Origin of the sequence: Cohnella baijiui (assembly GCF_020731285.1) — a bacterium.
Classification (GTDB): Bacteria; Bacillota; Bacilli; order Paenibacillales; family Paenibacillaceae; genus Cohnella.
The window spans coordinates 1-409 of sequence record NZ_JAJFOW010000123.1 but is presented as its reverse complement, the minus strand read 5'-3'; the positions used below and the strand labels follow the sequence as shown (position 1 = coordinate 409).

Sequence of the window (409 nt, the reverse complement as noted above, 5' to 3'; positions counted from 1 at the left end):
CTCGCTTCCATTGCTTCCACAGGCACATGCGCAGCCGCCTGCGAATCCAGCCGTCGAATTGCTCGAGGTGTTTCTTCGCGGCAGCCAGTCGAAAGTAGCCCAGCCATCCCATCATATAGCGGTTTAGCCGGTTAATCCGTTCTTCCATCGGCATGGACCTCGTACGGCTTGTCAGTTCGCGGATCTTGTCCTTGAACCGAGAGATCGTCTTTGGGGCCAGCCGAATCGTCGCCTGCCTGTTGCTCAGGAAACTAAACCCCAGAAACTTGCGTTTCCAAGGCCGTGCTACTGCGCTCTTTTCCCGGTTCACTTTTAGTCTCAGCTTCCCTTCCACAAAGTGAATGACCGACGCCATGACGCGTTCTCCGGCGCGTTTGCTTGCGACGAAGATGTTGCAATCGTCCGCATA

General features: G+C 55.5%; 1 protein-coding gene. It reads right to left on the bottom strand.

Going from position 1 to position 409, the window contains the following annotated elements:
• Window positions 1–409 (bottom strand): group II intron maturase-specific domain-containing protein (locus LKX83_RS31930; protein WP_304518362.1); only part of this gene is annotated, 409 nt, incomplete at both ends.